42 protein-coding genes and 1 pseudogene are annotated in these 26,372 nt (G+C 55.7%); 25 read left to right on the forward strand and 18 right to left on the reverse strand.

The genetic code is table 11. The annotated features are described in order from the left end of the window. Positions 1-46: 46 nt before the first annotated feature. Genes SIC15_RS11195 through SIC15_RS11205 form a run of 3 tightly spaced genes read right to left on the reverse strand, consistent with a single transcriptional unit; the run spans position 47 to position 3,284 of the window. The gene (locus SIC15_RS11195; RefSeq protein WP_412535914.1) at positions 47-397 is read right to left on the reverse strand and encodes a hypothetical protein; all 351 of its coding nucleotides are present in this window, start codon (positions 395-397) and stop codon (positions 47-49) included. A gap of 5 nt (positions 398-402) precedes the next feature. Next, complete coding sequence (locus SIC15_RS11200; protein ID WP_412535915.1) at positions 403-2,430, reverse strand: Ig-like domain-containing protein; 2,028 nt, start codon at positions 2,428-2,430, stop codon at positions 403-405. Next, positions 2,430-3,284 (reverse strand): hypothetical protein, encoded by an 855-nt coding sequence (locus SIC15_RS11205; protein ID WP_412535916.1) that lies wholly within the window; start codon positions 3,282-3,284, stop codon positions 2,430-2,432. Before SIC15_RS11205 ends, SIC15_RS11200 begins: the two co-directional genes overlap by 1 nt. A gap of 161 nt (positions 3,285-3,445) precedes the next feature. Here SIC15_RS11205 and SIC15_RS11210 point away from each other — a divergent pair, with 161 nt between their 5' ends. Further along, positions 3,446-4,033, forward strand: a complete 588-nt coding sequence (locus SIC15_RS11210) for a PEP-CTERM sorting domain-containing protein (protein ID WP_412535917.1) — start codon at positions 3,446-3,448, stop codon at positions 4,031-4,033. A 115-nt stretch (positions 4,034-4,148) separates the two neighbouring features. Here the strand turns inward: SIC15_RS11210 and SIC15_RS11215 are convergent, their stop codons facing one another. The 8 genes from SIC15_RS11215 to SIC15_RS11250 form a co-directional block, all read right to left on the reverse strand. Beyond that, entirely contained in the window at positions 4,149-4,619 is a 471-nt protein-coding gene (locus SIC15_RS11215; RefSeq protein WP_412535918.1) for a hypothetical protein, read from the reverse strand. Next, entirely contained in the window at positions 4,616-4,825 is a 210-nt protein-coding gene (locus SIC15_RS11220; protein WP_412535919.1) for a hypothetical protein, read from the reverse strand. The genes SIC15_RS11215 and SIC15_RS11220 overlap by 4 nt, the downstream gene beginning before the upstream one ends. Continuing rightward, positions 4,818-5,186: a hypothetical protein gene (locus SIC15_RS11225; protein ID WP_412535920.1), complete on the reverse strand. Its 369-nt coding sequence runs from the start codon at positions 5,184-5,186 to the stop codon at positions 4,818-4,820. The genes SIC15_RS11220 and SIC15_RS11225 overlap by 8 nt, the downstream gene beginning before the upstream one ends. Positions 5,187-5,216: 30 nt before the next feature. Next, entirely contained in the window at positions 5,217-5,600 is a 384-nt protein-coding gene (locus SIC15_RS11230; protein WP_412535921.1) for a M15 family metallopeptidase, read from the reverse strand. A 269-nt stretch (positions 5,601-5,869) separates the two neighbouring features. Then, positions 5,870-6,190: an antiterminator Q family protein gene (locus SIC15_RS11235; RefSeq protein ID WP_412535922.1), complete on the reverse strand. Its 321-nt coding sequence runs from the start codon at positions 6,188-6,190 to the stop codon at positions 5,870-5,872. Between the two features lie 331 nt (positions 6,191-6,521). Further along, a complete protein-coding gene (locus SIC15_RS11240; RefSeq protein WP_412535923.1) occupies positions 6,522-8,135 on the reverse strand; it encodes a DUF5906 domain-containing protein in 1,614 nt (537 codons plus the stop codon). Then, positions 8,122-9,024 (reverse strand): toprim domain-containing protein, encoded by a 903-nt coding sequence (locus SIC15_RS11245; RefSeq protein ID WP_412535924.1) that lies wholly within the window; start codon positions 9,022-9,024, stop codon positions 8,122-8,124. The genes SIC15_RS11240 and SIC15_RS11245 overlap by 14 nt, the downstream gene beginning before the upstream one ends. A 66-nt stretch (positions 9,025-9,090) precedes the next feature. After that, positions 9,091-9,348, reverse strand: a complete 258-nt coding sequence (locus SIC15_RS11250; RefSeq protein ID WP_412535925.1) for a transcriptional regulator — start codon at positions 9,346-9,348, stop codon at positions 9,091-9,093. A gap of 13 nt (positions 9,349-9,361) precedes the next feature. Between SIC15_RS11250 and SIC15_RS11255 the strand changes: the two genes are divergently transcribed. After that, entirely contained in the window at positions 9,362-9,868 is a 507-nt protein-coding gene (locus SIC15_RS11255) for a hypothetical protein (RefSeq protein WP_412535926.1), read from the forward strand. A gap of 33 nt (positions 9,869-9,901) precedes the next feature. Here the strand turns inward: SIC15_RS11255 and SIC15_RS11260 are convergent, their stop codons facing one another. After that, the gene (locus SIC15_RS11260) at positions 9,902-10,201 is read right to left on the reverse strand and encodes a hypothetical protein (protein ID WP_412535927.1); all 300 of its coding nucleotides are present in this window, start codon (positions 10,199-10,201) and stop codon (positions 9,902-9,904) included. Between the two features lie 159 nt (positions 10,202-10,360). Between SIC15_RS11260 and SIC15_RS11265 the strand changes: the two genes are divergently transcribed. From SIC15_RS11265 to SIC15_RS11375, 23 genes are all read left to right on the forward strand, one after another. Beyond that, the gene (locus tag SIC15_RS11265) at positions 10,361-10,804 is read left to right on the forward strand and encodes a helix-turn-helix transcriptional regulator (RefSeq protein ID WP_412535928.1); all 444 of its coding nucleotides are present in this window, start codon (positions 10,361-10,363) and stop codon (positions 10,802-10,804) included. Continuing rightward, entirely contained in the window at positions 10,804-11,013 is a 210-nt protein-coding gene (locus SIC15_RS11270; RefSeq protein WP_412535929.1) for a hypothetical protein, read from the forward strand. The genes SIC15_RS11265 and SIC15_RS11270 overlap by 1 nt, the downstream gene beginning before the upstream one ends. Continuing rightward, on the forward strand, positions 11,010-11,309 hold the full coding sequence (locus SIC15_RS11275; RefSeq protein WP_412535930.1) for a phage antirepressor KilAC domain-containing protein: 300 nt from the start codon (positions 11,010-11,012) through the stop codon (positions 11,307-11,309). Before SIC15_RS11270 ends, SIC15_RS11275 begins: the two co-directional genes overlap by 4 nt. After that, the gene (locus SIC15_RS11280; protein ID WP_412535931.1) at positions 11,306-11,860 is read left to right on the forward strand and encodes a hypothetical protein; all 555 of its coding nucleotides are present in this window, start codon (positions 11,306-11,308) and stop codon (positions 11,858-11,860) included. Before SIC15_RS11275 ends, SIC15_RS11280 begins: the two co-directional genes overlap by 4 nt. Before the next feature lie 28 nt (positions 11,861-11,888). Continuing rightward, positions 11,889-12,137, forward strand: a complete 249-nt coding sequence (locus tag SIC15_RS11285; RefSeq protein WP_412535932.1) for a hypothetical protein — start codon at positions 11,889-11,891, stop codon at positions 12,135-12,137. Positions 12,138-12,147: 10 nt separating this feature from the next. Further along, entirely contained in the window at positions 12,148-12,345 is a 198-nt protein-coding gene (locus SIC15_RS11290) for a hypothetical protein (RefSeq protein ID WP_412535933.1), read from the forward strand. A gap of 101 nt (positions 12,346-12,446) precedes the next feature. Further along, positions 12,447-12,788 (forward strand): hypothetical protein, encoded by a 342-nt coding sequence (locus tag SIC15_RS11295; RefSeq protein WP_412535934.1) that lies wholly within the window; start codon positions 12,447-12,449, stop codon positions 12,786-12,788. Then, positions 12,785-13,096, forward strand: coding sequence for a hypothetical protein (locus SIC15_RS11300; RefSeq protein WP_412535935.1), 312 nt, complete (start codon positions 12,785-12,787; stop codon positions 13,094-13,096). The genes SIC15_RS11295 and SIC15_RS11300 overlap by 4 nt, the downstream gene beginning before the upstream one ends. After that, positions 13,096-13,341 (forward strand): hypothetical protein, encoded by a 246-nt coding sequence (locus SIC15_RS11305; protein WP_412535936.1) that lies wholly within the window; start codon positions 13,096-13,098, stop codon positions 13,339-13,341. Before SIC15_RS11300 ends, SIC15_RS11305 begins: the two co-directional genes overlap by 1 nt. Next, a complete protein-coding gene (locus SIC15_RS11310) occupies positions 13,338-13,697 on the forward strand; it encodes a hypothetical protein (protein WP_412535937.1) in 360 nt (119 codons plus the stop codon). The genes SIC15_RS11305 and SIC15_RS11310 overlap by 4 nt, the downstream gene beginning before the upstream one ends. A gap of 3 nt (positions 13,698-13,700) precedes the next feature. After that, on the forward strand, positions 13,701-14,564 hold the full coding sequence (locus tag SIC15_RS11315) for a DUF2303 family protein (protein ID WP_412535938.1): 864 nt from the start codon (positions 13,701-13,703) through the stop codon (positions 14,562-14,564). A 77-nt stretch (positions 14,565-14,641) separates the two neighbouring features. After that, entirely contained in the window at positions 14,642-15,214 is a 573-nt protein-coding gene (locus tag SIC15_RS11320) for an exonuclease domain-containing protein (protein ID WP_412535939.1), read from the forward strand. Positions 15,215-15,231: 17 nt separating this feature from the next. Next, positions 15,232-15,627: a hypothetical protein gene (locus tag SIC15_RS11325; RefSeq protein WP_412535940.1), complete on the forward strand. Its 396-nt coding sequence runs from the start codon at positions 15,232-15,234 to the stop codon at positions 15,625-15,627. A 2-nt stretch (positions 15,628-15,629) separates the two neighbouring features. Next, complete coding sequence (locus SIC15_RS11330; protein WP_412535941.1) at positions 15,630-15,971, forward strand: hypothetical protein; 342 nt, start codon at positions 15,630-15,632, stop codon at positions 15,969-15,971. Then, complete coding sequence (locus SIC15_RS11335) at positions 15,949-17,028, forward strand: DUF5131 family protein (protein ID WP_412535942.1); 1,080 nt, start codon at positions 15,949-15,951, stop codon at positions 17,026-17,028. Before SIC15_RS11330 ends, SIC15_RS11335 begins: the two co-directional genes overlap by 23 nt. Continuing rightward, positions 17,025-17,522, forward strand: a complete 498-nt coding sequence (locus tag SIC15_RS11340) for a hypothetical protein (protein WP_412535943.1) — start codon at positions 17,025-17,027, stop codon at positions 17,520-17,522. Before SIC15_RS11335 ends, SIC15_RS11340 begins: the two co-directional genes overlap by 4 nt. A gap of 35 nt (positions 17,523-17,557) precedes the next feature. After that, positions 17,558-18,673 carry a hypothetical protein gene (locus SIC15_RS11345; RefSeq protein WP_412535944.1) on the forward strand — a complete coding sequence of 372 codons (1,116 nt, stop codon included), beginning with the start codon at positions 17,558-17,560 and terminating at the stop codon, positions 18,671-18,673. Beyond that, positions 18,666-19,040: a hypothetical protein gene (locus tag SIC15_RS11350; protein WP_412535945.1), complete on the forward strand. Its 375-nt coding sequence runs from the start codon at positions 18,666-18,668 to the stop codon at positions 19,038-19,040. Before SIC15_RS11345 ends, SIC15_RS11350 begins: the two co-directional genes overlap by 8 nt. Then, a complete protein-coding gene (locus SIC15_RS11355) occupies positions 19,037-19,468 on the forward strand; it encodes a hypothetical protein (RefSeq protein WP_412535946.1) in 432 nt (143 codons plus the stop codon). Before SIC15_RS11350 ends, SIC15_RS11355 begins: the two co-directional genes overlap by 4 nt. Position 19,469: 1 nt before the next feature. Beyond that, the gene (locus SIC15_RS11360; RefSeq protein ID WP_412535947.1) at positions 19,470-19,721 is read left to right on the forward strand and encodes a hypothetical protein; all 252 of its coding nucleotides are present in this window, start codon (positions 19,470-19,472) and stop codon (positions 19,719-19,721) included. Further along, complete coding sequence (locus SIC15_RS11365) at positions 19,721-20,080, forward strand: hypothetical protein (protein WP_412535948.1); 360 nt, start codon at positions 19,721-19,723, stop codon at positions 20,078-20,080. The genes SIC15_RS11360 and SIC15_RS11365 overlap by 1 nt, the downstream gene beginning before the upstream one ends. Before the next feature lie 13 nt (positions 20,081-20,093). After that, a complete protein-coding gene (locus SIC15_RS11370) occupies positions 20,094-20,297 on the forward strand; it encodes a DNA-binding protein (protein ID WP_412535949.1) in 204 nt (67 codons plus the stop codon). Beyond that, positions 20,297-21,436 (forward strand): phage integrase Arm DNA-binding domain-containing protein, encoded by a 1,140-nt coding sequence (locus SIC15_RS11375; RefSeq protein ID WP_412535950.1) that lies wholly within the window; start codon positions 20,297-20,299, stop codon positions 21,434-21,436. The genes SIC15_RS11370 and SIC15_RS11375 overlap by 1 nt, the downstream gene beginning before the upstream one ends. A gap of 19 nt (positions 21,437-21,455) precedes the next feature. On the opposite strand, the gene SIC15_RS11380 is transcribed toward SIC15_RS11375, so the two are convergent. The 6 genes and pseudogenes from SIC15_RS11380 to bamC form a co-directional block, all read right to left on the reverse strand. Next, positions 21,456-21,839 (reverse strand): hypothetical protein, encoded by a 384-nt coding sequence (locus tag SIC15_RS11380; protein ID WP_412535951.1) that lies wholly within the window; start codon positions 21,837-21,839, stop codon positions 21,456-21,458. A gap of 266 nt (positions 21,840-22,105) precedes the next feature. Next, positions 22,106-22,651, reverse strand: coding sequence for a lipocalin family protein (locus tag SIC15_RS11385; protein ID WP_412535952.1), 546 nt, complete (start codon positions 22,649-22,651; stop codon positions 22,106-22,108). A gap of 61 nt (positions 22,652-22,712) precedes the next feature. Next, positions 22,713-23,721, reverse strand: a pseudogene (locus tag SIC15_RS11390) (NAD-dependent epimerase). A gap of 28 nt (positions 23,722-23,749) precedes the next feature. Next, positions 23,750-24,478, reverse strand: a complete 729-nt coding sequence (locus SIC15_RS11395; protein ID WP_209397046.1) for a TIGR04219 family outer membrane beta-barrel protein — start codon at positions 24,476-24,478, stop codon at positions 23,750-23,752. Positions 24,479-24,510: 32 nt separating this feature from the next. Then, positions 24,511-25,224 (reverse strand): phosphoribosylaminoimidazolesuccinocarboxamide synthase, encoded by a 714-nt coding sequence (gene purC / locus SIC15_RS11400; RefSeq protein WP_412535953.1) that lies wholly within the window; start codon positions 25,222-25,224, stop codon positions 24,511-24,513. A 45-nt stretch (positions 25,225-25,269) separates the two neighbouring features. Further along, entirely contained in the window at positions 25,270-26,367 is a 1,098-nt protein-coding gene (gene bamC, locus SIC15_RS11405) for an outer membrane protein assembly factor BamC (RefSeq protein ID WP_412535954.1), read from the reverse strand. Positions 26,368-26,372: the final 5 nt, after the last annotated feature.

The raw sequence follows: 26,372 nt of genomic DNA on the forward strand, positions 1-26,372 counted from the left end.
TCTGCGCCCCCTCAGTGGCGCTACCCGCCAGAAGGACCCGTGCCCATCAGGCTGTGACCTTGAACTCTGTGGATCCGCTTGCAGCAACACAACGAATCGCTGTAACAGCGTTAACCATGAGCGAATCGGTGTAGCCACTGACATCGCCTTCTGACCAGGGCTTACCCTCTGCTGATCCAGCCTCGACTGCAGCCACATCATCCTGGGTGTACTCAACCCGGGCGGTACCAGAAGCTGGCGCAACGCTAACCAGAACATCACCCACACCGGCCGGGAGGTACAGCCACTCACCGGTGGTACTGGTCACGGTTTCTTTGTGATTGAAGCGCTGCCGGGGAATGGTCCGGTTCTGCTGGAACTGCTGGTCATCCAGATCTGGCGAAAGCTTATTAGGCATAGTAGTCACCTGAAGAGTGTTTGATTAACGGATCCAGTCAGTGAACGGAACAGCGGCTGGAACAGACCCCTGGGGGAGGTGATGATCTCATCGACCACGTTCAGCGTTGCTGTAACAACCTTTTCGTTGCCAGCATCATCCGTGCCCGTCAGCGTCATTGTGTATGTGCCGATGGCCAGCTCATCCAACTGTTGAGCCCAGCTTCCGTTTGAAGGAGTTGGGTTGTAGCTGGAGGTGTGGGTTACATCCACACCCTCTACCACCAGGGTTAACCCAGTAGCATCACCGGCGCTTCCAACGGCTGTTGGAGTCGTATTCAGCGTTGTCAGGTCGCCAATGGTCACAGCCGGCGCAATATCGTCAACAACCGTGACGCTGAAGGAATCCTGAATGCTGCCTTCTGCACTGAATGCAGTAGCGGTCAGGGTGTAGGGAGAGCCGGCAATATCGTCTTTGTTGACGTTGCCACTCAGAACAGAGCCAGAGAACGACAGGCCAGAGTCTGTCGGGATTCCGGTTAACGTGTAGGAACTGGCTCCGCTGAAGTAGCCATCCAGATCAATGCTGACCGCATCGGTTTCGCCCAGGCTCAGATCTGGAAGCGCTACATCCTGAGTAGGCAGGACCGCTGCCCGGGAGGTAACGCTGAAGCTGCCCGAGACGCCGTTGATAGTAACGCCGCCCGACACTACCGCCTCAAACGCTCCCGCTGTCAGCTCTACCGTGATCGTATCGCCCACCTGAGCCGTAGCCGGTGATCGGGTAGCGCTGCCTGTTGCGTTGACAGTGACAGTTTCGCCTGAATCAATCCCAGCCAGAACAAAGGTGCGCTGAACCGTTGCGCCCGGCTCTGCTCCTGTTACGTTTGCTCCGAGGTCGAATTGATCCGGGGTTGTGTCAGTAGCACTCGCTGAAAGCTCTGTCCACGAACCCCAGGTGCTATCTGTCGCATCCCAGAACCGCACATCCACATCGCCCTCGGCATCCAGTGCTGATACTAGCGTATCAGGCTGAACCGTCATGCTTGTCGGGTCGCCGCCCACACCGGTATAGCGCCACTGGCACTGATCGCCGGTTGCGACAGGATCGCCGCCTGCGGCCTCAAACTGATAGGCCAATGAGGACGTATCCGCTGCAGCGGGATCAACCACATCGACATAGCCGCCCGTTCCAGGCTCGACAATCAGGTCAATATCATCAGTAGCCGAGCCGCCCGAAGTCGTGACAGTCAGAGTATCTGTACCGAACGGCAAATCACCTTGAGCAATCGTTATTTCAATTTCCGTGTCACTATTGACCGTTACGGAGGCCGTCTCGCCACCAAAATCAGCCGAAGCACCCGTCAGGCCGGAGCCGGTGATCGTGATGGTTTCGCCGGGATAAGCCGTGGCCGGAACCGATGAGAGGGTTGGAGCGCTGACCGCAGCCAACGTATCGGCAGAGAAGTTATCAGCGATTATGGTTTCAAACTCAGTACCTCCAGCTCTGAGATAAAACCCCACACTACCGGCAGACGAGTATGTAGTATCCGTAACTGGCCCGATTTGAGTTGTGCCGTTTACCTTCGCGCTAATTTGATCCCCATCGCATACTATCTCGACATTGATCGGATCAAGTAGAAGTATATCCGATATGTCGAAGGGCGTTCCCAAGGGAGTCCTAACGCCAGCGTCATGCCTTTCAAGCACTACTAAAGCTTCGTTTGGATCTACGGAGGCAAAATACCCGCTATCCCTGTTTGCACCAGTAATCCTTGCACCAGGACCAGCCGCCGTAAAGTCCGCGCCTGTAAGAACATCTACATCAAGCGAAACTCTGTAGTTTGCAGAAGGCGGGGTAATAGACGCGGTGGCGTATTCATAGGAGTTCGCCCCGACTCCGCTGCCCACAACATCTGTATCTGTTCTGACTCGTAAGTCAAAGGTTGCGTCCCAGCTGTGCCCGGTATCACCTGTATGATTGACCAACTCAATTCTGGGAGGTGTACCGGTCCCTCCTGACGCTGTAAACGTATCGGTTACGAAGTTGGCCATTAGACAACCTCCCTTTCGTAGATCCGCACGTTATCAAATTCAATGCCGCACGCCGTTTCAGTCCGATCCGTTGCTTGGTCGACATTCCCGGGATTTGTGTAGCAAGTAGAAAAACTTTCGAATCGCCATGTTTTTGGAAGGCGAATGATTCCATCAGTAGCGTATTGGCTATTGGTAGCCAAATTGCCATCAACCCACATGCGGAGCTGCTGATAATCTGGATGCGAATGGTCAACTGTGACTTTAAATTCGTGGACGCCCGTACCTGCGCCCCACTCGTGTCCCGTTTCCAGATACCAGATCAGACGACCAGGATCGTTTGCCCACACTGAATCTTCCCAGCCGTTGTCGCCCCGACCTTGATTGTCTCCAAGATTGATTGACCCGTTTGGTCCGCCCTTCAGTACAGGATAAAAACCGTTCACTTTGTTCTGGTAGGCTCCAAAATAACCGCCTTTCAAAACAACGCCTGATGCGTCATTGATCGTCTCAAGCGTTCCGTTCCACTTCGCGTCATCGAACCTGAAGTTCCAGATAGCCGTCACAACGTCAGAGGTCGTGTCGCGCAATAGCGTACCGTTGTATTCGTAGGTTGCCGAGTTGCTTGGAGTGGTAACTAGGGGGTCTGTCGCAGAGTCTTTCAGGTTCACGCGGCACGTTTTGCTGCCGCTCATTTTTGCGCTGGTCACGACTTCAGCGCCATTAGCTAGAGTGGAACCATTTTGTAAAGCCCCCTCAAACGTCTCTTGGAAGATAAGGCCAGACGACACCAACCCCTGCGACTGAAATCCACCCCCAGCCTTAGCGGCCACAGGTAAATTGCGCGGCGGTGTGAAGGTGGGGTTCAGGGTCATTGCTCGGTTGCCTCATTGGCCAGATACTGTCGATAAAATTTACCGTCGCAAGAAAACGGGCTTTTCGGGGCTTTCTCATGCTTCTGTTTTAAAACAGAAAGCCTAGATAAGAACGCTTTTTGCATTGGCGAGTTTCTAACAACATCAAAATGGACTTTGAAATGATTACCAAGCCGGGATTTATCTTATTCACCGCACTCTGGATGTTTTCAGCGGTGGCTAAAGCCACAATTATCGATTACAGGTTCGATAACCTGACAATCGATGGAGCCCCATGGACTACGAATATTTTCGATGCCTGCGGAACCGTAGATATCGCATTCAGAGTGGATGTAGAAAACGCAATGGCTCTCAAGTCCTCTGTGAACTGTAAGAGCCAGGGCCTGTTACTAGAGAGCATTGCCCCGAGTGTGTTCACCGTCACTCCGGACAACGGTCCAGCCCCTAACACAACGGTTGCGTATTTCTTGCATTCCATGCGGTTCGCAGATGGTCGGCCCGGTGAATGGCGTTTCGGGCTGTCTGAGCATTTTGCCTACAACGACCCGGAATACATTCTTGCGCGGCTCGGGAATGGATATGCCTTTAACTTTTTCCAGTTCTCATTTTGGGACGCAGAAGACAGCTCTACTCGGCGAGAGGCTTTCGGAAGAGAAACGCCTATCGCTCACACCGTTCCCGAACCGTCAACGATTGCGCTGCTTGCCCTCGGCCTGGCCGCTATCGGGATTAGGCGAAGGCTTCGCTGATCAATCAGGCGCCTGAAGCTCAATCGGGCGCTCATCCCAAGCCCGGATATCGTCTTTGTCGCCTTCACACTTGCCGGCCACGGTTTTCAGCTGTTCTGCCCAAACCGGGCACCAGTCAATCCGCCTGGGCGGAGCCGGCAAGGTTCGCTTTACCAGGTAATCCGCTGGCACCCGGTGCCTCACGTATTCGGTTCGGGTCAGCCACTGTGCCGGCCCGCATCCGGTCATAAACAGCATCAGGCCACACATACTCAGGACCACTGCAAGGCGCATCTTTCACCAATTCCTTCAGCTTGGCCTCAGCTTCGGCCAGCTGGTCGTTAAGGGTTCGCTCACGCTCGGATCGGATCACCGCCTGCTGATCGCGCCAGGCAATGTCTGCCTGAAGGCGGGCAATCTCTGAAAGGTTTTGCTGGTTGGTGACCTTGGCCTGCTCCATCGCCTGGGTGAGCGTGCTGTTTTCTTCCAGCAGCTGCTCCCGATCGCTCCAAAGCCACCAGAAGGCACCAGCCACCACAACCACCAGTGTTCCGATGATCGGCACCAGGAAAGGCGCAAGCTTTGCCTTGGCCGCTTCAAGGATCACTTGTCACCCGGATTGCCGCGCCAGAGCGTCAACACAGTGGCCAGAATGCCGATCACAGCAGTAACAATGGTCGCCACCGCAGCACCGCCAATAGCCTGCATCACTTCAGGATCAGTCACGCGCAGCACAACAACCGTGATGAGCACGCAGGCCCAGATCAGAACCAGACGACGAACAATGAAGTGTTTGGCAAAAAAGTCAGGCATCCCGTGCTTCCTCGCTGGCCATCCGGCGCTTCAGGATCTCTATCTCACCCTTCAGGCCCATTATCTTGGCGTTGCACTCATCCCGCTCACGCTGCATTTCTTCGCGGTAGTGGATGGCCTGAGCTTTGAGAGCATTATCGAGATCGGCAACCACCGCATTCAGCCGTGTAAGCTCATTGGAATAATGGTCCGCCAAAGCGCTTTCGCGCTCTTTGAGGCTCGCCTCAATGGCGATGATTTGTTTGGAACGGGTACTGAAAAGCCCAACAACCACCCAACCAATAGTGGCAATGACGCCGCCGATGAAAGCCCAGAAGCCAGGGCTATCGTTCAGCATTGTCGCTATCTGACTGAAGGGCATCCGATCATTCCGGGTCATGTGGGCTCGGGGTTACGGGTATTGGTGCCAGGGCAGCTGGAAATGAGGCCCATCCTTGAAAGTTTCCCAGTCACCGCCCCACTCGATAGGCACGCCAAGCTCCTCAGCGGCCTGCTTCATCGCATCAGCGATCTTGTAATACAGTGGCCAGTCCCAGCGCACACCGCCGGTAACCCAGGCACCCAGATCCACCGCATGGCCGGTCAGGTGCCGGCTGTTCATCGTGGTGGATGCGCCAGAGTCGAACAGTTCCTTCTGGCGAGAGAGTGAACGCAACCCTTCCAAAACCGTGAAATCAACCTCAGTGATCTGGATGGCACGCTCAACCACAGAAAAGAGATCGTCATGAACACCAGAAAGCCGCGCCATGGATCGGTTGCTCAGCTTGAAGCCCATAACGCCCTCCAGAATTCAAAACAGCCCGAGACAACAACCTTCGGGCAAAGGTCCCGGCATGTTGGACCGTAGAGACACTTCCGATGATCAGAACCGCCGCAGGCCAAACACCGCAAAAACCCTCGCCACAAAAGAAAACCCCGGCTATCGCTAACCGGGGTTCTCAGGGCTCTTTTGGTGTTCAGCCATACTTCTGCGACTGTACGTGAATCAGACTATATCCGTGCATGCACGGTGTCAACCTAAACTTATTTTTTATAATTCCAGACTTACCGAAACAGCCGACCATCCACCCAGGCCTCTGCACTTCGCAGCAGTACGCGAACCTTCTCCCGGCTCATTTTCACTTCCAGGCCGATCATCGAATAGTCCCAGCGCCGAACGTAGTAGGCCAGCACCACCTTGCCCAGCTGCGGCTCCCGCTTCTTCAGGCTGGCCACCGCCTGGTCCACCGCCAGGGCCTCATCATCCGGCACCGTGCAGCCACCCACACCTGCAGCCAACTGAACCGCCGCATAGCCCGAGTTAACCCCACCACTGCGCACCCACACGCCCCAGTCCTGCAGTCTCCGCCTTGTTTCATCCAGCATAGCCGTCTCCGTTTTCACGTTTTTAGAATCCCGTGCAGGGTATGTGCAGGGTTTGTTTTAAACCCTGCACGCTTTCAGCCTTACTCTCACAACGTTTGTGCAGGGTGTGCAGGGTGTGCATAGTCAATTGCCTCGCGCGGGAGAATTTTTTAATAGAGCCTTTCCGGCTCATACACATCTCACGTATTACACACGCGCACGTGCGCGAGAAACCCTGCACACCCTGCACACCCTGCACATCCCTTCTGCCCCATGGCCTGAACACGTGCAGGGTTGGTTTCCAACCCTGCACATACCCTGCACAAAACAGAGCAAACCCTGCCCACAACCATCAATCAGGCTCCACATTGCCCGCTCGCTTGCGGAAGTTAGCCACACAGCCACCCAGGTGATCCGCCTTCGAACTGTTCTCCGGCGGATCCTCCATCACAAACATCATCGCCTGGTGCTCCACACCAGCCAGCTTGAAGCGCTCCCGGGCCTTCAACAGACGGCTTGAAAAGATCGTGATCAGCTTCGTCTCCGTAAGCGGCCTGTTGCCCGTCTCCGAACACCACTTGCGATAGAACAGGTACACATCCCGGGTGGTACAGCTGTGGAAGGGAATATCCAGGTCTCCGGCTTTCCAGTCCCGGAAGAACACCTCAAAGTTCGGCAGGCTGAACTCAATCACACGCTGCCTGGCAATCGTGTCCAGGGGTTTGGTGTGTGATGTGAAATCAGCCAGCGGATAATCCAGCAGCAGCTGGTAGAACGCCGCCGGCCCGCCGTTATCCAGTTCAAACGACACCCGGTTCTGCAGTTCCGTGCTCAATGTGCCCTTCGGCCACACCACCAGGAAACGTCGATCGGAAGGTTCAAGCGGGAACGGCTGTATCTCATTACTCAGGAACACCCCGTTCATGTGGTTGGCTTCCTCCCAGCCGGTCACGAACTTCCGTTCAATGCGCTGGGTCTGCCCCGTAATCATGTGCTTGATGGTGCCCATCTGGTTGTGCTTTTCCGTTCGGGAAAGCACCTCCTCAAACACCGCATACAACAGCCGGCTCCGCCAATCCGTGTACTGGGATTCCAGCTGGTGCTGGCCAAGAATCGCCGCATAAGGCCCGTAGATCTTCCGCATCACCTCGCCGAAGAAGAGCGATTTACCACTGCCATGAACATCCGAGTGGAACAGCAGGGCCGTATCCAGCTTTGCACCCACGTTCTGCAGCGGGTAAGCCAGCCAGCGCACCACCCAATCGATGGTTTCCTGGTCCTGGTTGCACAGGTGGCAGAGTAGATCGAAGATGCCCTTGCACTTGCTGTACTTCTCAGCCTTGGCCATCTCATCCGGTACCAGCGGAATACCCGTGAAGGTATTGATCGTGGTCTCCGTATCGGCCTGCTGGGTAGGGTCAAAAACAATGTTGTCCTGGTCGATCACCTTCCGGCTGGGGTGTTCCATCCAGCGCGTGTAATCGTTTGGGATGAACGCCTTCAGCGCCTCCAGCGACACCACATCGTGGCGTTGCTTATCCCAGACGTTCTTCGTGGGGTAGATGTACACAAACCGCTCGATAATCTTGAAAAACGGATCGCCATCAGCGTCTTTAGGCTTCTGGCCATTTACCTCCACCCAGGTCATCGTTCGCCGGTTCGGGTGCTTCATCCAGGCGTTGAACAGGTCATTGCCCAAGGTGGCCTTCATGCCCGCCTGTTTGTACACCTTCTGCTGGTGCGAGTCGTAAACCTTCGTTTCACCATGGATCAACGCATAACGCTGCAGGGCTTTCTGAAGAGCATCGCCCTCCCCCGAACCCCCTGAATCAGAGGGGGCCAGGGGAGATTCATCCGGGGAGGAATCATTACTCGAAGGGCCAGCCTCAATCGCGGCCATCACCTGGGCTCGAACCGCTTCAAGACCTTGCGCCTTATGAAGATCGTTAAAGTCAGTTAGTGCCATCGGCAGCCCCCGCAAACTCAGGGACCACCCAAACACCGTTCACCGCCTTCGCGGCCTCCTCTGCCTTCAACCGGCCCGGGTTCTTGCCGATCCGTTCCTCTGTCTCTTTGTCCTCATCCCCGGCTATGCAGATAACCGCCGAAGGGCAGAAATGGCGAATGGCTTTGGCCACCGGCACCAGGTTGCCCGAATCAAAAGCAACCGCTACAGGCAGGCCAGTCGCCATGTGCACGCTGGCACCAGTGGCGTAGCCCTCCACGATCACAATGACAACCTGGCTATCAGAGCCCGGGATATCGCAAAGCCAGTGAAAGGAACCCTCTTTGGGCGTGCCGGTGAGGAACGTCTTCTCACCCTCCGGCGAAATCCACTGAAGGCTCACGAGATCCAAAGCGAAAAGCTGGGGGCCATCGCAGGTAACAGGCTTGTAAACAGGCACAACCACACTGCCCCGGCTGAAACGCAGCCCGAACGGGGCCACGCCCTTTGCCGCCAGGTACTTGCTGGGCCCTTCCACTGGCAGTTTGCTCCAGATGCGCTGAGCTTTTTCCCTGCACTCCTTCGCCGCTGCTTCCTGCTCTTTACGGGCCTTTTCCTGAGCCTGCTTTCGCCGGCGCTGATACTCTTTCCGGTCTTCCTCAGAAAGCGAACCCGCAGGCATCCCAACTTTGCGCTTTTCATCGATCTTGTAATTCCCGAACGAACCGGCAAGGCCAATGCCGCCAGAGCTTAAGCGGAACTCGTGAACGACATACCAACCGGATTTCTTCTTGCCTTTGTCGGCACGGGGATAGGTAACAGGAACCCGGACCAGCTTGCCCGAGGTATCGATGGAGTCGACCAGGAGGCCGAGATCGCGCATCTGAGTGAGCACCGCATCAATATCCATTGCGGCCTCCGCAATCGTAAAAAGGTGACATGGAAAGAGCCCTCGATCCAGTATCTTGTCGGTTACTTATGCAGCAATGATTCCTGCGAGATCATCGACAAGGTCCGAATCATCACCAAGGCCCGGCCCAAAAATGTCAGGACGCATCTGATACCGAGTAACACGACCGCCAGAGGCAACCTCTAGCTTTCTGCAGTGCTGAGCTGGAATACGCTTCCAGCAGTTCAGCGCCTGAGGTGTCACGTTACAAAGCTCTGCGATCTGAGATTTTGTTTTAATTTCAGAGCCATTAAGGAGTAATTCGAAGATTTCGATAATATCCACAGGACAACTCACCATGATTAAGTCTGCCCTTAATAATACTGAGGTTGGCTTGCTATGCAACCAAAAGATTTCTGTATATCGTTCGCGGATGGATAAAGACAACCTTGAAAAATTCCGTTTGCGGATCAAGGAGGCCATCGAAGACGGCCCTGCTACACAAACGGCGATTGCTAACTACTGCGATGTCACAGTGCAGTCTGTTGGCGGCTGGAAGCGAACCGGCCAGATATCAAAAGATAACCTCAAAAAACTGAGTGAAATCAGCGGATACAGGTATCTTTATCTACTCAACGGAGAGGGTCCTAAAACCTTCGATAGCTCAGATGAAAATAGAAAGGAAATGCAAGTTGCGGAGACGAGTGTTGAGTACAGTCTTTATCAAGACAGCCCCAACACAGAGCGTCTTTTGAAAGCATTGAGATTTGCGATCGCGAATCAAAAACTATCTGATGAATCGATCGGGATTCTCGCGGACTTTTTAAATTCCCTAGTGGCAACTTCTTCGAAACGAGATAGTTGACGAGCCTGCATATCTCTAGGTTGCGCCCTCCCTTCAGTAATCTCTAATCCCTTCACGCTGCACGAAGAACTTTTGCCCGTTGTAGGCAACCTCCCAGATTCCTCCGAACATTCCAGGGTATTCGATGATAGTCACTTTGACGCCATCCTTGAGTGCAAAGCACTTCCTTGAGTCCAGATAGGCTTGCAGGCTACCCATATCGTCTGCTGCCACAAACTTAATAACGTCCTCAAACCAACCTTTCGTTAAACAGGCATATTTCCCACCTACAGTCTCCGCCGCACTAGCATTGAAAACGAACACCATAAGCAAAATCACCCCTAAAACCCTCATACCCTCACTCCCTGTTGAACCAGCCTTGTTTCTCAACATATAGGCAAAGACTATAAAAAACACAATCAGCTTAGCCTTAATTTTTGTAAGGCTACCTTTACCTATCTGAAGTTAAGCATTATTGTTAAGGCATTCCTTAGTAACGATAAGGGTGCCTTTATGGAAACCTTCACCGCCACCGAATTCACAGCATGCAACATCAACAACCGCTTCACCAGAAGCCAGTTGGAAACGCTTGCCTGGATGGCGGAAGGGAAAGAGAACTTCGCCATCGGAATGCTACGCGGCCACGGCGAACCCGGCGCCAAGAAACTCACCAGCCAGGTAATGCACAAGCTCGAATGCAACAACCGTTGCCTGGCCATCGCCCGCGCCTTCACACGGGGCTACCTCAAAGCCAGAACCGCTGCCGAAAAAGCTGCTGAAGCCACCAAGAACAACGCCGCCAAGGCCATTGCTGGCGTGCTCATTGTCATCAGCGGCATCACCGCGGGCACCGGTACCGGCGATTCATTCCTCAGAACAGCCAGCAGCCGCAGCCAGGGCGTGTATCGCGTGCGCTGGGAAGAAGTCCTGCCGGCCAACCATGGGAGTGCAGCCTGATGGAGAGCAAAACAATCTGCCAAGTGCTCAAACCCCTGTTCGATCTTGGTTCGGAAGTACACGGCAACGGGCCATACCAAATGGAGCTGGCCCGCGAGATACAAGCAACAGGTAAATCTGCCCGCGATCTCACCGTGGGCGAACTCCTCGATTTGTGCCAGATCGCCAACGATCGCTACAACCAGATGATCGAACGGGGGCACATATGAGCCAGCAAACCACCCTACTTTTTGAGGCCGCCCGCATGCTCAACCTTGGCCCGCAGAAGCTGTATCGGGCCCTGCGCAGCCGCAAGGTGCTGAACAACAACAACCTGCCCTACCGCAGCTACGTAGAGCAGGGCCTGTTCACCACCGAGCTCAAATCCTACAAGCACCCAACGCTGGGCTTGAAGACCTACGCCACGCCCCAGGTAACCGAGAAAGGAATCCGGTGGCTGGCCAAAGAGTTCGAAGTGGAAATCACCGAAGCCAACTCACACCAGAAAACAGGAACGGAATCATGAAGGTTTCAATGTCTAACGAAAAAAGCGGCCTGACTATTTCAGTTTGCGCTCAACTTCATCATGAAGGTTCAGAGCACGGAGCCTTAATTCCTCTACTTGCTGCGAGAGGTGGATATAGCGAAGACGAAGCTTTGGATGACCTTCAGGAAATATTGCAGAACTCGATACATCACGCGCTTGCTCAAGCAGATTCGACGCTTCGAATAGCGATTGAAGAACGGCTTCTTTCGATTTCCGTGGATGCTCACTCATCTCGGAACAACTCCCTTTCCAAATCCCTTGAACCTGGGCCAACACCTTTTGGCAGGCCACAGGATGACGAAGACAGTTTAGAAGAAATCTGTGATACGTCCCGATTGATCTACGAGAGAAGGGAAAAGCTTAGCAAACACTTCACTTCCCGGGAGCTTCTGAACAAAGGCTGGAAGGGACTGAAGACACCAGAGCAGGTTGAGAACGCCCTGGCAGCGTTAATCAGAGTTGGGATTCTTTCTTCAGCCGTTGAGGCAACGGGCGGACGCCCCTCTACGAAATATTTCTGGATTTTTTAAACAGCCATTAATGAAGGACTTTTACCCGATGCAATCCGAAAACCGCCCCACAGCCCAACAGCTACTCGCCAGCTGGCAACTCATCTGGCAGCGCAAGCTCAACGGCAAGCCGGAAGAAATGAAAGAGGCGATCGCCAACCACGTGAACCTGTTTCCCAAGGGCAACCACGCCGAAGCCGAGGCCCGCACCCGGAAAACCGTGGCGGCCTACAGTGGCGATCCCGCAGCTATCCGCGCGCTCATCCAGCGCGGCAAAGCCACCCTACGCACCGTGTGAGGCATTGGCCATGGCAACCATCAACTTCCCAGACAACACCCCGGTAACGGTTATCAAGCAGGCCCTGGCCAGCGTTGGCAAAAGCCTGCAATACCGCCCGGGGCCCAGCAGAAAACCCCAACCGGAGGACGTGCCCCATGGCCATCACCGCCGCACTACTCATCTTCAGCCTGTGCCTGGTCTGGCTGATCAGCAAAGCAACCATTGAAAGGACGCACCACAATGACATCACCGATGCCGCAACATACAAGCGCGAAACCCTCTGGCTCTGCCTTCCCATCGCAGGGCGCAAACGCCGGATTCGCCTCCATGAGCACACCTTCTCAGCTCACGGCCCTGGACGGCCGTCTGGGCTGGCTGGATCTCAACACCCGAGCGCCTGTTGTCAATCGTGCCCTGAACACCATGTTCTCCGCCGCCATGCAGGAAGGCACAGACGCCAACCGCGCCGGTCGTTTTTTGTTGTCCCTGTGGAGTCCAGAGCAGTACCCCCTGGACCTGAATGACCTGGGCTTTTTCGAGCGCGAACTCAACTACGCCTGCCGACACCTGGCCAACTTCATCATTGCCTGCCAGGTGAGCTTCCGGCAGCTGGTCACCCTCAGCGATATGGAACCCATCATCGCCGCCTGGGGAGAAGAGCACCAATGAACACAGCCGCCAAGCAACCCGAGCTCACCTTCGAACAGCTGCAGCAGGCCTACGAAGAGCAGAGCCAGGCACTGAACGAACTGGTGATCCACTTCGATCGCACCGTGGCGCACCTGGAACAGGCGACCAAGCTGATCGCCAAACAGGGCCAGCAACACGGCGAGGCCATCGGCTGGCTTCGAGACATTCGCCATGCGGCCGGTGCCACCGGCCCGGACATCAGCCACCAGCAGCTGTGCCAGATCATCCAGGACCTACGCCGCCGCGCGTTCGTGAACGATGCCACGCAGTTACGGAGGGCTCGCTAATGGCCCGCGCCTGCATGACCAAAACCCACAACCTGGCAGCGCTCATGCGCCTGTCCGACCTGGAGCTCAGGGTTGAGATCCAGCAAGCCGCCACGGCTGACCCCCTACAGGGCCTGCACCTGTGCCACGAACTGCTGAATGCCGAGCAGTACTACCCCACCCGCCGGGGCCTCAACCAACTGGTGGGCCGGGAGGTAGAGCGCATTGGCCAACAACTCACCCAGCAACCGGAGATAGCACTGTGAGTGGAAACAACCGGGGCACTGATCTGCCCGATTTCATCAACGATCTGGACGGCGGTGTGTTCGCCGAAAAGGTCTCCCGCGCCTTGAGCGATGTTGCAGCTGGCGTGGTCGACCAGAACAAAGCCGGTGATCTCACCCTCAAGTTCAAGATCGACCGCATCGGCAACAGCTACCGCGTTGGTATCAAGCACACCATCGATTACGAAGTGCCCGAAGCCAACGGCAGCTACCGCCAGAAGAACACCACCGAAAGCGTGATGCACGTGAATACCGGTGGCCGCATGACCGTGTTCCCGGAAAACCAGCACCAGATGTTTGGCAAGAAGGGCGAAATCAACCCACAGGATCAGGAGTAATCCATGAGTCTCGAACAAGATTTGAGTAAAACGCTGGAAAGGATCATCGGCATTATCCAGGCCGACAGTATCCAGCAGTTCATCCAGGAACAGACCAACGGAACAGTGGCGGCCTTGCCTGCAGGTGTCAGCGTCCACGATCTGGAGCAATACCTGGAACAGCGCCGCCGGTACCGCGGATCTATGTCCACCAGCCTCATCGCGGAATTCGTGGAATACGTGACCGCCACAACCGAGGACTACGGATGGGTGCCCGCTGCTGGTGATTTTCCCTGCTTTGTCAGCCCGTCGACCATGAGCGCAAAGACCTTCTTCAACCTGGGTGATGCCGAAAACCCCGGCCACGGCGATCACCACGCGAATCTCCAGCTGGAGAAAACCGAAGCCTTCAAGCAGCTGCTGGAAACCAACGGCCGTAAGTTCGACCAGAAGAACCTCGCCGAATGGCTGGAAGACTGGAAAGACCACCTGGAAGCCTTCGCTGAAGATGGCTCCACCAACGTGCCCATGGCCGCCGCCGTCTCTGCCGTGCGCCGAATCACCATCGGCACCAACGCCGAAGCCACCAGCGAAACACAATCCCTCAGCAGCCGCCGCAGCGCCATGGCGGAAGTGGAAGCCAAGAACAAAGACCAGTTCCCCTGCTTCCTGAAATTCACCTGCGAGCCCTACCAGGGCCTTGAAGAACGCACCTTCAACCTTCGACTCAGCCTGATCACCAGCGAAAAGCCCGTGATTGTTCCCCGCATCGTGCGCCTGGAAACCGCCGAAGAGGAAATGGCCCAGGAACTGGAAGAAAAACTCCGCTCCGGCTTTGAAGACACCCCCGTGAAAACCTTCGTGGGCAGCTTCAACCCCGGCAAATAAACCAACCGCGCCCCACAGGGGCGCATCTGAGAGGGCTTTCGCCGAGAGCCCTGCCAGATGCCACAAAGGAGAACATCATGGACCTGAAACAACACGCCGCCGAACTCGCCAGATTCTGGATTCACGACAACGCGGTGATTATCGACACCGAGACGACCGGCCTTACCGAGACAGACGAGATCGTAGAGATCAGCGTTATCAACTGCCATGGCAACACCCTGCTGGATACTTTGGTGCGCCCTGCCGGCGAGATCAACCCAGCCGCACAGGCCGTGCACGGCATTACCCTGGCAGAGACCGCCGATGCCCCAACCTTCGACCAGGTACTGCCAGACCTGCTGCGCGTCATCCAGGGAAAAACCGTGGTGATGTACAACTCCTCCTACGATGCCCGCCTCATCCAACAGAGCGCCATGAAGCGCGGCTGCAGGGCGCCAACCCTGTTCCCATTCTGTGCCATGAAAACCTACGCCAAGTTCTACGGCGAATGGGACGACTACCGCGAAAGCTGGAAATGGCAATCGCTCGACAAAGCCGCCCGCCAGTGCGGAGTCACCGTAGACGGCAACGCTCACCGCGCCCTCACCGATTGCCACACCACCCTTGGCGTGATCAAAGCCATGGCCGCCTACCACCCGGCAGTGGCCTGAACCAGGAGAACAACACCATGGAACAGATTCAGGACCCAGTCTACAACGGCAACGTAACCGTCCGCTGCACCGCAGAAGAATATGAAGCCAGGCAGCGCAAGAAACAGGCGGAGTCACAGCAGCGCTACCAAAACAACCCCCAGGCCGCCGCCACCAAGCTCTACCAGATCGCGCGGGGCGACACCGGCGGAGGACGCGCAGCCAGCGCCCTGCTGCTTTCCCTCTGGAACGACAACTTCGCCGCCAACCTGCGCGACGTGATCTGCAGCCTGGACATCGACAACACCGAGGCCGCCATCGCCCTACTCTCAACCCTGGGCCCCGGCCACCACCTGGAACGGTACCTCACCCAGGAGCAGATCATCGAGATCATCGATGTGTGGGGCCACATGCATGAGCGCCGGAGGGCTTAACCATGGCCACAGAACAAGTCACCCGCCAGGACTTTGAAGAGGCCCTGCGCGAAGACGAGATTCAGCAACCCAAGCCAGAGCCAACCGGCGCTCAGGTATTTACCCAGGTGGAAGCCGAGCTCAACAAATACCTGGGTAGCAGCGCAGCTGACTGTGCATCCACCCTCGATTGCGCCGTGGCTAATCACCCGGAAACCACTCTGGCCGACATCATCCACTGCCTGATGGTGATGAACCACAAGCGCATCGAAAAGAAAGCGCACCGCGCCGCCATGCTCAAAGCCGCGCGCAAGGCACTGACCATTATTGGAGAGTTCCCCCATGGGACAGAAAACCGGAATTGAGTGGACCGAATCCACCTGGAACCCGATCCGTGGCTGCTCACGAGTCAGCGAAGGGTGCCGTAACTGCTACGCGGAAACCGTGGCAAATCGATTTAAAGGCCCAGGTGAACCCTATGAGGGGCTGATCGCCAAGGGTGGCCAGTGGAATGGCGAGGTGCGACTGGTCGAACACAAGCTTGACGAGCCCTGCCGCTGGAGCAAGCCGCGAATGATCTTCGTGAACAGCATGAGCGACCTGTTTCACCCGGCTGTCTCTTTCGAAACCATCGCCGGAATATTCGGAATCATGGCCGCCGCTTCCTGGCATACGTTCCAGGTGCTAACCAAGCGCCCGCAACGAATGCTGGAATTCTTTTCCTGGCTAGAATTTCATCCAGATCGCTCAAACTTTGACACACAAAGGCTTCAAAGCACCTACCCCGGTGCAGCATGGCAGCCGTTTTTCTTGGCCCAGGCAGCCGCAGAACTTTTGCCCTATCAAGGTGATGGCCTAAGAGTCGACCTTAAAGGTCAATGGCCTCTAACCAACCTCTGGCTTGGCGTAAGCGTTGAAGACCAAGAAACCGCAAACGAGCGCATACCGCAGCTTCTCGAAACGCCAGCTGCTGTTCGGTGGATCAGTGCAGAGCCGTTGCTGGGCCCTATTATCCTGGACGAATTTCTTTTTCGGGGAGATCACAGCCTTCGTGAAACGGACCCATTGGCAGCCGCGATGCTGGCTGAATCGGTTGCAGATGGTCATGGATGGATACGGCCAGCAATCGACTGGGTAGTTGTTGGCGGTGAATCCGGACCAGGCGCGAGACCTATGCACCCCGACTGGGCCCGATCTCTACGCGATCGGTGCCAGGCCGCCGAGGTACCTTTCCTGTTCAAACAGTGGGGTGAGTTCGCACCCTCGCCCGACGGCGGCCTACCCGATGAACTTCCAGAGCCATCCGGTTATTACTTTGAGGATCCACACCCACCCGGAAAGGCCTGGCGATTGGGGAAAAAGCGCGCAGGTCGCACGCTGGATGGCCGCACCTGGGATGAATACCCGGAGCCGGCGCAATGATCACCACTCGCCTCAACCGACTGCTCAAAGCCTACCGCATCGCCAAGTCCCTGTTTGGCGATGCCAACCGAGGCCGCGCCCTACCCGGCCCGGTGTTCCGCTGGTGCCACAAAATCCGCATGGCCGTCTGGGCCGAGATCGACCTGGTAAGGCGCCTCATCCCCCACATCCGGCCCGCCAATCTTAAACAGGAGAACCCCATGGCATACCGAACCGAAGTCAACGACGCCGGCGAATCCCCCTCAGCCAGCAGCCGCCGGCAAGACGACAAGGCCATGAGAGACATCATCAGCGCGCTGCAGGACGGCGCCCACCTGCGCATTCATCCGAAAGTGCGACGGGCCGCCATCGAAGGCCTGCCAGAAAAAGACGCCCGCAACGGCCGAACCATCAGCGCCCACCGCTGCAAGAAGCTGGCAAAGGAAGGGATCATCCGCGAAGTCGCCATGGACCGCTACGCCTTCAACCCAGACCTGGAACTGGAGGCCCTGTGATGGACAACAAAACCGCACGGCAGGATCTGGAAACCGTGATCCGGGTGGAAGACTTGGCACTGGGATCGATGCGCAAGCTGAAGGCGATTCAGGATTGGTTGCGATCGCACCCCACAGACACTGTTCCAATGCCACAGAGCAAGGACCAGGCGCGGGCCATGGCGCTCACCGGTATGAAATGGCTGGAAGATAATTCACCGGGTGAATTGGTTCATGTCGGTGGGGTTGAACCAATCATTACCAACGAAATGAAAGCCGAATGCATGGGTGAGTTTGAGATATTAATCACTGAAGATTGTGGGCGCTGCCTCGTGGAAGGTCTGGATGAAAACTGCGAACAGTGCGACGGCGAATTGGTTTATCAGCGAGCAGTCACGGTGCCCTGGGATACCTGCAAAGATATTTACAAGGCAATGGCGAAGGCGGCCAACTCACAAAAAGCCCCAAACCGAACACCATCAGCACGTTGGCGGGAGGCAGGAGAAACAGACCCACACGAGGGCAAGTATGACGGCGAGCGCGCTTTATTGTGCAAAGGTGATATTACAGATGACGAGCTCGCCAACGAGGTTTATCTCTACCCGAACATTGGAAACCTGACCGCAGCCAAAGAACGAATCCGCTGGCTTTCGAGAAGGCTGGAAGTAGCTCTCTCTGGCAACATTCCGACATCGTTCGCCGGAGCACTCAAAGATGTAGAGGCGCTGAAAACGATACTGGTGGATTCCGTGCGCCTCCGTGAACCCGATTTCATCATCGGCGATCCACAGGACCCTTACCTGATTCGCTACTGGCTCCGCCGCGATCGCCCGGAAGGCAGCATCTACCTTCACTGCATTCGAAAAAGCGACGATGACAGAGCCCTCCACGATCACCCGTGGTCCAGCACTTCCTTGGTGCTCCAGGGAACACTCCGCGAAATTCTGCCGGACGGCAGCCGTTTGCTCACACCAGGCTGCATCGTAAGCCGTTCAGCTGAACAGGCCCACCGCCTGGAAGTCGTCGACGGCCCGGTATGGACGCTCTTCATTACCGGCGCGGTAGAACGTGAGTGGGGTTTCCACTGCCCGAATGGCTGGGTGCACTGGAAAGAATTCACAGATCCCGCAACCAACGGGCAACAGATAGGCCAGGGATGTGGTGATGAATAATCAACTTCATAACCAGGTGACCTATACAGCCGGCCAAATGAAACAAAGCGCGCTCTTCGGCGAAGACGTTGTGCTGACAACCGATATGTTCGTTTTGCTCCAACTGTTCACCCACTATCGGGGACACGACATTCCGAAGGACTTCTTCGGGCTGAGCCATACATATCACAGCGTCTTCACCCACCCAGACAAGCGCCCGAAGAGCAGCTGGAGCGAAGCCCGGGTACTGGCTGCCATCAGGAAATGCGAGGAAGCGGATCTGATTTCCTACAAGGAATATGACTGCGGCCATAAATGGACCATCACCCAACGCGGCATTTCAGCCAGGCGCGAGGCCCATTCAGTGAACGGAGGGCTCAGACGATGAGCACTGAATTCAAGAGCACCAGAGCCGTGCCACTCGAGAAGATTATTACCCGCCTGAAAGGACTGTCAGAAGCAATCACCAAAGGTGGCGACTATCAGGATCGGGAATTCACCATGCGCATCCCAGCCGAGTGCGATCGCGATGCTGACCTGGTAATTGCTGAGGCTGCCACGCGCCTGCAGCAACTGCAGGCTGCAAACCGAGACCTGCAAGCCTGGTTCGATGATGCCAGAGCTGAGGCCGAGAAAGCCCAAGAACGCATCAAAGACCTGGAACAAGTCGCCACCAGCGTCCGGCGCGATCTCATCCTAAGAGCAGAACCAGACTGGGACGGCAGTGGCCAGCAAGTGGTCAACCTCAGCGCCGGCATCTGGGATGAGCTGAACCGCGTCCTGGACATCAAAGGCAACAGGCGGGAGGGCAAGTGAGATGGCTAAGGCAATAGCTCGAATTTGCGACATGCGAGAAGGCAAGGCGCTACAGCTTTTCGTGGAGGATGACGGTGATGTGATCGTTTCGGTGATACCAGAAGGTGGGATTTATGCCAAAGGGGTTCAATTTTGCGCCTCTGGCACCCAGTCGCGGCGAACCGTTCAGGCCCTCCACGAGCTTTTTGAGGCGATGGCAGAGGATGAAGAGGCCATTCCTCAAGGCGCCGGCATGAAGGTGGAGGAAGACTAATGCCAAAGCAGAACTTCACGATCGATGTGCCTCAGATCGCCTGCATCACCGTTACCGGTCCCATTCAGTGCGGAAAATCGATTGTCATTGACCGAATCAAGAAGATGCTGGAACAGGAATTTGGTGCAACTGTTGTCAGCAAGGATTGGAAGGAAGAGACCACCCTTTCCAACTATGAATCTCTCGAAGACTGGCAGAGGAAAATGGTAGCAGGGACTATTTGGAACGTTTCAGAACCCGTGAAACCAGTGCCGATCACCTTTCAGGCGGATCAGTGCACCTACCCAGAATGCCACTGCCCCTTCGATATGGGCCCCGATCACCAGTGCCTCAAAGGCCTTCCTGTGATTCGCAAGTAGTGAGGTAACCACTATGGCCAAACTCAAATCACTGGAAAAATGGCGAGAGGAAACCTTCGAGGAACCCGGCCCATCCATGCGAGTGGTTTACAAGTGGGCAAATGAGGGCCACATTCCAGGAGCACGGAAAATCGGCGGCCTCTGGTTTGTCGATCCGGACAAAATCAAGATCAACACCGGCAACCCACTGGTGGATAAAGTACTGCAGGCAAACTGATGGCACCCAGAAAGCGGCTCAAAAAGAACAAAGACTTGGTGGAAAACCTGTACGGCAGCACCAAGAACGGCGTTACCTACTACCAGTACAAGCACCCGGTTACCGGCCATTATTATTCCATGGGCACCAACAAGCAGGAAGCCAACGCCGCCGCGCGCCAGCTGAACAGCATCCTGATCCCGGAGCGCAACCTGGTGGCCCAGGTGATGGGCACCGCGGATAAGGATATCAGCCACCTGATCGACCGGTACCGGAAAGAGCTGCTACCCACCAAAGGCCTCGCCGCCGGTACCGAAAAAATACTCGAGTATCGCCTCAAACGTATCGAGCGCGATCTGGGCAGCAAGCTGATAGACGAAATGGATGTGCAGGCCATTGCCGAATACTTGGATGACAACTTCGAACGCGATGCCTACATCAAGCACCGAGCCACGTTGATCGAACTGTTCCGCTTCGCCATCAACAAAGGCCTCTACCCACTCGACATGGGAAACCCGGCAGAAGTCACTTACGCCAAATCAGAATACGAAAAGGCCCGCCGGCGCCTCACATTGGAACAGTTCTGGGAGATCCACGCCAAGGCAGAGCCGTGGATGCAGCTGGCCATGGAAACCGCACTGATCACCCTCCAGGGCCGCGCGGAAGTGATCAACATGAAGTTCTCGGATTACCAGGACAAAACCCTGAGAGTTATCCGCCAGAAAACCAGCAAGCACGAACACTCACACCTGATGATCCACTGTCCGCAGCTGGAAGACATCATCACCCGCGCCAGGCAGTCCAAAATCGCCAGCCCCTACATCATCCACCGCAGGCCAGAGCGCAAAGTGGAAGCCGAAGGCCGCGACCACTGGACCAAGCTCACACCCAACACCTTCACCGCAGAGTTCCGCAAAACCCGGGACAAGTGCGAGAGCTTCAAGAACATGCCCCGGCAACACCGCCCCACCTTCCACGAGATCCGGGCCCTGGGATCATGGCTCTACAAAAAGCAGGGTTTCGACAACGAGACTTACATCCAGCCGCTGATGGCGCATGCCAATCAGAAGATGACGGAGCATTATCAGCAGGGGCATGAGCAGCGGTGGGTGATGGTTGAGGCTGGGCTGGTTATTAAGTCTGGCAGCTTAAAACAGTGAACGGCGATCCTGTAGCATTCTATTTTGGCTGAACAAGACGGTAGAGTTTCTGGGCATCATCGATTATTTGTTGTTTGCATCCCGGAGATACTGGAAGCTGCATGCCGTAGCCATCATTCATTGAGCACATCTGCAGGGTTGCCGAATAACGATCGAACTGCTTCCTGATATCAGCAGACCTCGACTCGCCCAACACTCCGACAATATTCGAAACCTCTTGTTCCGTGATTTGCCCTGCGACATTGCCTTTCTCCAGATAACCAATGTGGGCGGAAAGCCTTTTTCTTATATCCGAGGTAGCTTCATTGAACTCTTTCCTCTTATCACGCCCCAGAGCCAATCTGTGACCTAAAATCAGTCCTACTAACAGACCGACCAACCCTGATACTGCAGACCAAGCCATACCATTTCTCCCTGAAAACTTTTCCCAATATACAGTACGCAATGCGTTGATTTATATAGTCTGCAAAGTGTGCACTAGTGGCGGGGCGTTTCAAGATCTATTTGTTTTTAACTCATTAACTTACGTTTGTCAGAACGCAATTTTGACATGGTAGAGGTCCCCAGTTCGAATCTGGGTGGTCCTACCAATTCTGCAAAAAAGTCAGTTGCTTACGTGCCTCGTAAGAACTGGCTTTTTTTGTGCCCAAAATGACCTCTCAGACACTCTTACCGCTGCGAACGGTGCTTTTCCTGTTCGACGACTATCAGTTCCTCCAAATCAAACCCTTCTGCCCTGGCCCGATCCTTGAATGCCTCTATCGCCTTTTCACTAACTTCCGGCGTGCGCGAAAGGAACCAGAGATAGTCCCTGTTGTACCCGGTCACGTAGGCATGAGAATACGCTTCTTTATCGAGTTCAAACACAACATAAGAGGCGTAAAATGGGCCGGAGAAGGACACCTTCAGGTGGCCCGTTTTCTCATCCTCGACAAACACCGCACGGCCATCGGCTTCCTCCCACTTCCCTTCTTTCGCGTTATAGCCACGGTTGATGACTTTTATGCTGCCATCTTCGTTGCGACTGTATTCAGCGCGAACATTGGTGAGCCCGCGTTCAAAGGAATGGTCGAGGCGGGCAATTTCGTACCAGGTGCCCAAGTAGCGGTCACTCTCGAAACCGGTGACCGGCTCAATGTCCTCGGGAAGACCGGTACAGCCAGCCACGGCAATAAGCCCGACTAGCAGAGCCCATCTTTTCAAAACTGCCATCATCTCGAACGCTCCGTTTTCGAATATCAGAAACGACAAGGGCCAGCAGTTGCTGGCCCTTGTTTCATACTTTGTAGAAGTCCCGATACCAGTCTACAAACCTGGCAATGCCCTCCTCTACGGGCGTGGCCGGTTTATAGCCGACGTCTTCGATCAGATCATCGACATTGGCGTAGGTGGCGGGTACGTCCCCGGGCTGCAGTGGCAGCAGTTTTTTTCTCGGCTTTCTTGCCAACCCGCTCCTCGATAATCTCGATAAACCGGGAGAGCTCAACCGGGTTGTTACTCCCGATGTTATACAACCGGTATGGCGCCTTGCTGGTGCCTGGATCCGGGTTCTCGCCGCTCCACTCGCCGTTGGGTTCAGCAACATGGTCGAGGGTGCGGATCACGCCCTCCACGATGTCGTCGATGTAGGTGAAATCCCGGCGATGGCGGCCATGGTTGAAGACGTCGATGGGTTCGCCGGCGAGGATCTTCTTGGTGAAGATAAACAACGCCATATCCGGCCGGCCCCAGGGACCATAGACGGTGAAGAATCTGAGGCCAGTGGTGGGCAGGTTATACAGGTGGCTGTATGTGTGGGCCATGAGCTCATTCGCCTTCTTGGAGGCGGCATAGAGGCTCAGAGGGTGATCCACGTTGTCGTGAATCGAGAAAGGCATGGTCTCGTTGGCGCCGTATACCGAGCTGCTGGAGGCGTATACCAGATGCTTCACCTTATTATGCCGGCAACCTTCAAGGATATTCATGAAGCCAACAAGGTTGGCATCCACATAGGCGTGAGGATTCTCAATGGAATACCGCACACCGGCCTGGGCCGCCAGATGGACTACCCGCTCCGGTTTATGCTCGGCGAAGAGTGCCTCCATGGCGGCGCGGTCTGCTACATCCTGGCGGACTTCGGTATAACCGGCTTTGTCGGTCAGGCGTTTCAGCCGCGCTTCCTTCAGGTTCACATCGTAGTAGTCGTTGACGTTATCAACGCCAATGACCTCATCGCCCCGGTCAAGCAGGCGATGGGCCAGGTATGAACCGATAAAACCGGCCGTTCCGGTAACAAGAATCTTCACGTGTCTCTCCCTGAAATGAATGCCGGCCTCAGAAGGACACGCCGGCACTCACGAACGGTCCGCCTATCTCGACATCCAGGCGGTCGCTGTCGTCCTCGTAATCAATGGACATCTGGCGATAGCCTGCACGGAACTGGATCAGCGATATCTCGTACTGACCGTAGGCGTTGAAATCGTGCAGCGAATCGCCGTCGAAGCTGATGAAGTTTCCCTCGGCTCCCACGGACAGTCCAGTCAGCGGCAGATCAAATCGTGCTGCCAGATAGCCCATCGGGATAACTGCGTCGACGCTGGTCTCGCTTGATGCCAACCCATTCGCTTGCTGCACGATCAGATCGCCGGAAAAATCGCGAGCGGTCAGACCAAGATCGAGATTTACCCAGTTATCCAGAACTTCGTAATAAAGGGTCAGATCCAGCTGTTCCAGATCCAGATCGGACTGGACCTCGCCCGAGACGCCGTCGAAGCCGGCGAGACCGACATCGCCACGGCCACTTTGTTCAACCAACGTGTAATTGAGTCGAACATTAGGCAATAGCGGCACCGGATGCTCCAGATACAACGAAGCATTGGCGTTGGAGTCGCTGTCGAGATTCAGATCGTTCTCAACGTCCACAACGTCATTGTTGGTGGCAGCCTTCCCGGAAAGATCCGAATCCCAGTAACTTACGCTGGCACCTAGACCAACCACATCTGCCTGTGACAGAGGCGCCACCAGGATCAGTGAACCACCTACAGCAAGCATCAGTTTACGCATGACACACCTTTTGAATTTGTTGTCAGTTTCAGTCAGTCGAACTGGATTCCCAGACGGCGCCCGACTTCTTCGTAAGTTTCGATCACTTCGCCAAGCCCCTGGCGGAAACGATCTTTATCCATTTTCTTGCGGGTTTCCTTGTCCCAGATCCGGCAACCGTCCGGGCTGAATTCATCGCCCAGCACGATCTTGCCTTCGCTGCGACCAAACTCCAGCTTGTAGTCCACCAGCAGCATACCAGCATCAGCGAACAGGGCCTTGAGCACGTCATTTACCCGGTAGGTCAGGGCTTTCATCTGCTCCAGTTCGTCGGCTGAGGCCCAACCAAAGCTGACGGCCAGGGATTCGTTGACCATGGGGTCGTGGAGCGCGTCGTTCTTCAAAAACAGTTCGTACGTGGGCGGATTCAGCTCCTGCCCTTCCTCTACGCCAAGCCGACGGCAGAGGCTGCCTGCGGAGACGTTGCGGACCACGCATTCAACCGGGATCATGTCCAGTTTCTTCACGAGCGATTCGGTCGACGACAATAGTCCCTCGAAATGGGTCGGTACGCCCGCCGCCTCGAGTTTTTCCATAATGAACGCATTGAACTTGTTGTTCACCATGCCCTTGCGATTAAGCTGTTCCTTTTTCTCGCCGTCGAAGGCGGATGTGTCGTCACGGAACACCAGCACGAACCGCTCGGGGTCGTCGGTACGGTAGACGGATTTAGCCTTGCCGGCGTAGAGTTCTTCGCGTTTTTCCATTGGGGGTCTCCGAAAAGCGGCCGCCCTGAGCGGCCTCTTCCTGAATCAGTATAGGTAATCGAATAGTTGCGCGAGCAGATCCGCCGTCGTGCGGCTGCCAGTGTAGTCCGGAACCTCGTCGGCAGAGATGACAATGGCGTCGCTCTGCTGGCTGAGGTTTACAGTGTGGGTATGCTGCGGCGCCTCTTTATCACTGAACCAGCTGAACCAACCCGGATCCCGCTCGTCTTCGGTCCGGAAATCGACATGGAACCAACCCTCACTGCGGTTCAGATCAACAACAGGAATGCCCGAGTCTGTCAGCGCCCGGCTTACTTCAGCCCAGGAACGACCATAATCAAGCTCCATGCGGATCGAGACCGCCTCATCCTTTTCCGAGATCAGGCGAACAAGCGGATCGCTAACCATGCCGGATGCGGCTCGGGAAAAGGACTTGGTTTCCTCCCGGGCCCTGAGAAAATCTCCCAGGTCTGACAACAGGCGTCGCTGAAGCTCCAACGCCTGCTCCGAGGGGTCGGACACACCGCTCCAGGGGATCAGTTCGTCTGGCTGCTCCGCCACTTCCAGTTTGCGCACCTGCACTTCGGTGGTCTTACGACGAACGCCGGGAGCCATACGCAGCTGGAGGACGACTTTCTGTTCGCCAGCAGACGGATTATCGGAAAGCTCCACCAGTTCCCTGGCGCGCTTGCTGAAGTTGGCAAGCTCAGTCTGCAGGAGGCCGAGCTGGGGGCTGTCAAAACCAACGCCCAGGCCACGGTCCGACAGGTAGCTGTTCACCGCGGGCCAGATTCGTCCGGGCACATCGTTCACCAATAGCCAAAGCCGGCCATCGAGCTCTTCAATCACATAGTTTTCATCCAGGATGTCCGAGGTCATGTCCGGCGGACGCGGTATATCGGACGGGTACATCTTGCTGGCATCGGCCGGCTGGACATCACGGATTGGCATGGTCTGGCTGAAACGGGAATCGTCGGCGGTTGGAGGCAGTTCCAGCGGCTTCCCTTCCGTCGCATTTACGTAGCGCTCGGAACGATCTTCAACGAAGCTGCATCCTGAAGCTGCTGCGAGAAGCAGCAGCCCGGATACCATAACAGCGGGTTTCAACATCAGGTTACTACCGGTTCCTTTTAGAACCTGCATCAGGT

Source organism: Marinobacter sp. MIT932201 (assembly GCF_047123295.1).
GTDB classification, from domain to species: domain Bacteria; phylum Pseudomonadota; class Gammaproteobacteria; order Pseudomonadales; family Oleiphilaceae; genus Marinobacter; species Marinobacter salsuginis.